We start from the raw sequence: 3,236 nt of genomic DNA on the forward strand, positions 1-3,236 counted from the left end.
CCCCGGCGCACCACCGGCTGGCGACCTGGCCGCCAGCCGGTGGTCCGGGACGCTCCTCAACTCGGCATGATCTCCCCGCCCAGCGGCGCCAGCACCTCTCCGGTGTAGAACGAGGACAACGCGGGGGCGGCGAAGAACACGTAGGACGGTGCGATCTCGTCGGGCTGCGCGGGACGTCCCATCGGCACCTGGCCCCCGAAGGACCCGGTGCGCTCCGAACCGAGCGTGGCGGGGATCAGGGGCGTCCAGACGGGGCCCGGTGCCACGCAGTTCACCCGGATACCCCGATCGACCAGCGCCTGGGCCATCGACCGGGTCCAGGCGTGGATGGCCCCCTTGGTGGCGGCGTAGTCGATGAGGGTGGCGTTCCCGCGCAGCCCGTTCACCGAACCGGTGTTGATGATCGCGCTGCCCTCACGCAGGTGCGGGAGCGCCGCCTTCGTCACGTAGAAGTAGCTGTGCATGTTGGTGGCGAAGGTGCGCAGCCACGCCTCGTCCGAGATCTCCTCCAGGGAGTCCACCGGCTCCTGCTCGGCCACGTTGTTCACGAGCAGGTCGAGGCCCCCGAGGTGTTGGACGGTCTGCTCGACCGTGTCCCGGCAGTGCGTCGGGTCGGCCAGATCCCCGGGGAACAGGACGCAGCGCCGTCCCTCGTCCGCGACGAGCTGGCGGGTCACCTCCGCGTCCTCGTGTTCGGAGAGGTAGGCCACCGCCACGTCCGCGCCCTCCTTGGCGAAGGCCACGGCGGCCGCCCGGCCGATCCCGGAATCCCCGCCGGTGATCAGCGCCTTCCGCCCGGCCAGCAGGCCCCGTCCCACGTAGTCGGCCATCCGGTCCCTGGGACCGGGTTCCATCTCCTCCGAGCTGCCGGGGAACTCCTGCTCCTGCTCCGGCTGTCCCAGTCGGCTCACGTGCCACTCCCTCCCGGTCCTCCAGCCCCACCGCGGCACCTCGCCTCACCGGAGGCGCCCCGTGACGGCGGAGAACACGTGCGGTCCGTTCCTCCACTGCTCCTTCCTCGTACCCAGCGCGCCCACACCCACACCCGCACACCGACCAGGAACTCCGGGCAGGCGGGGCGCGCGGCCCCTACTCCTCGGGCTCCACCCGGACGGCGCCCTCCTCGGTCGCGTCGGTCCGCTGCGCGGTCCGCCCGGTGACGTCCTCACCGGCGAACCCGTTGTCGTCGACCACGTCTCCCTGCAGCACGACCCCCTCCCGCTCGGCGGGTTCGTCCGGGTACTCCTCGTCCCGGGGCAACTCGTCCACGTCCTCCGCCGGTGTCTCGGCGCGGCTGCGGTCGGGCACGTCGGCCGGACCGACGTCCGGTACCTCCTCGTTGAGCCGAGCGTCCAGCCCCTCCCCGGCCTGCTGTTCACGCGGTGTCATCCCGAACCGGTTCGCCTCCGACCAGTCCTCCGGCGGTTCCACGCCCTCCTCGAGCGGGTCGACGTCGAGGTCGTCCTCGTCGAGCTGCTCGCTGACGCTCAGCGGCTCGTCGTTGTCCGGGCCCGGCTGGTGGACGTCGGGAATCTCCTGCCACGGCTCCTCGGAAGCGCTGGCGCTCATCATGTCTCCCTCTCGTGGTTCGTCAGGTCCGCCGAGCGCGTCGAGCGGTGTCACCCGTCCGGCCGCGTCGACACCCGTTCTCCCTCCGGGGGTACCCAGCGGGTGGATCTGGCACGCGCCTGACGCGGTGGCGGGTGGGGCGCGGCACCGCTGGCTCGACGGTTCTGCCTGGTCGAGGCTCCTGCGGCCGGGCGGGGAGCGCCGACGGGACGGCCACCGGGCGTGTGAGCGGCGGCCGGACGGGGTAGGCGACCGGAAAGGGGTGCGGGTCGGACCGGCGTGGTGTCCCACCGCGCGCGGACCACCCCACGCGGCAGGACGAACGAACGCCCGCGCCGAGGAGGTTGTGAACATGGAGACAGGCCTGGTTCGCGAGTTGGCACAGGCCGAGGGGCCGGTCGCGTCGGTGTACCTGGACGTCACCAGGAGCACCGAGAACGCGCGTCAGGAGATCGAACTGCGGTGGCGGGAGGCCCGGGAGGAGCTGGAGGACCAACTGGCCGACAGGCCCACGATCGACGCGTTGGAGGAGGCGCTGCGCACGGCGCAACCGGCGGTCGGCGCGGCCGGGCGGGTGCTCGTCGCGGCGGACGGCGAGGTGCTGCTGGACGAGGAGGTCAGCGAGCCGCCGGCACTGCCCTACGCGCGGTGGTCCCCGCTGCCCCAGGTGCTCCCCGTGCTCGCGGACTCCGCCCCCGGGGCCCCGCTCGTGGTGGCCGTGGTCGACCGGATCGGCGCGGACCTGCGGCTCTACGAGCGCAACGCGACGTTGCGCGCCGAGCACACCGTGGAGGGCGAGACCCATCCCGTGCACAAGGTGCGGGGTCTGGGCTGGTCCCACCACCGCGCCCAACAGCGGGTGGAGGACACCGCCGCCCGCAACGCCGGTGAGATCGCGGAGGAGATCGACCGGCTCGTGCGCCGGAGCGGCGCGGGACTGGTCCTCGTCGCCGGCGAGGTGCAGGCCAGGAACGAGGTCCTCGCCGCGCTGCCACCCCACAGCCAGCAGCGCGCCGTCAGCACCGAGGTCGGGGGGCGGGCCGACGGCACCGACACCGAGGCGCTGGAGGAGGAGATCCGCGCGCTGCTGCGGGAGAAGGTGGCCCAGGACACCCGCGACGCCCTGGAGGAGTTCCGCGCCGAGCTGGGCCGGGGGAGAGGCCGGGCGCTCTCCGGGCTCCGACCGGTGCTCACCGCGTTGCGGGAGGGCCGGATGGACATGGTCCTCCTCCGGGCCAGCGGGTTGGAGCAGCGGGTGTACGTCGGGCCGGAGCACAGCCAGGTCGCGGTGGACCGGGAGGAGCTCGGCCTCTCCGAGGAGGAGGTGACCACCGAGCGGGCCGACGCGGCCGTGGTCGCGGCGGCGGCGCTGACCGGCGCGCACGTGCACCTGTTCGACGACGACGAGTCGGTACCGACGGAGGTGGGAGGACTGCTTCGCTACGCGGCGCGGTGAACGACCGGCGCCGGCCTCGCTCACCGGCCTGGTGGGCGTCCCCGACAAGGAGGACCACTGATGCAACGGGGCAGTGACCGACACGGACCGAAGCGGGACGAGGAGCTGAAGGCGGAGACCAGGAGCATGATGCACGCGAACCGCCCGACCCGCGCCGAGGAGGCGCTGGAGGCGGAGCCGCCTGCCGACGACGACCCCGACGCCCTGACCG

At 73.3% G+C, this 3,236-nt stretch carries 3 protein-coding genes; 1 reads left to right on the forward strand and 2 read right to left on the reverse strand.

All coding sequences use genetic code 11. The features are described 5' to 3' along the window. Positions 1 to 56: 56 nt before the first annotated feature. Together ACTIDRAF_RS0216180 and ACTIDRAF_RS32025 are read right to left on the reverse strand one after the other, a co-directional pair. Positions 57 to 902, reverse strand: a complete 846-nt coding sequence (locus ACTIDRAF_RS0216180) for an SDR family oxidoreductase (RefSeq protein ID WP_026066170.1) — start codon at positions 900 to 902, stop codon at positions 57 to 59. A gap of 187 nt (positions 903 to 1,089) precedes the next feature. Next, the gene (locus ACTIDRAF_RS32025) at positions 1,090 to 1,569 is read right to left on the reverse strand and encodes a hypothetical protein (RefSeq protein WP_157163069.1); all 480 of its coding nucleotides are present in this window, start codon (positions 1,567 to 1,569) and stop codon (positions 1,090 to 1,092) included. Positions 1,570 to 1,921: 352 nt separating this feature from the next. Here ACTIDRAF_RS32025 and ACTIDRAF_RS29270 point away from each other — a divergent pair, with 352 nt between their 5' ends. Then, on the forward strand, positions 1,922 to 3,025 hold the full coding sequence (locus ACTIDRAF_RS29270; protein WP_245533560.1) for an Rv2629 family ribosome hibernation factor: 1,104 nt from the start codon (positions 1,922 to 1,924) through the stop codon (positions 3,023 to 3,025). Positions 3,026 to 3,236 lie beyond the last annotated feature (211 nt).

Origin of the sequence: Actinoalloteichus spitiensis RMV-1378 (assembly GCF_000239155.1) — a bacterium.
Classification (GTDB): Bacteria; Actinomycetota; Actinomycetes; order Mycobacteriales; family Pseudonocardiaceae; genus Actinoalloteichus_B; species Actinoalloteichus_B spitiensis.

Excerpts from the sequence above, each read along its gene's own strand:
- ACTIDRAF_RS32025 (WP_157163069.1), bottom strand. The coding sequence starts at position 1,569 with ATGAGCGCCAGCGCTTCCGAGGAGCCGTGGCAGGAGATTCCCGACGTC.
- ACTIDRAF_RS29270 (WP_245533560.1), top strand. The coding sequence starts at position 1,922 with ATGGAGACAGGCCTGGTTCGCGAGTTGGCACAGGCCGAGGGGCCGGTC.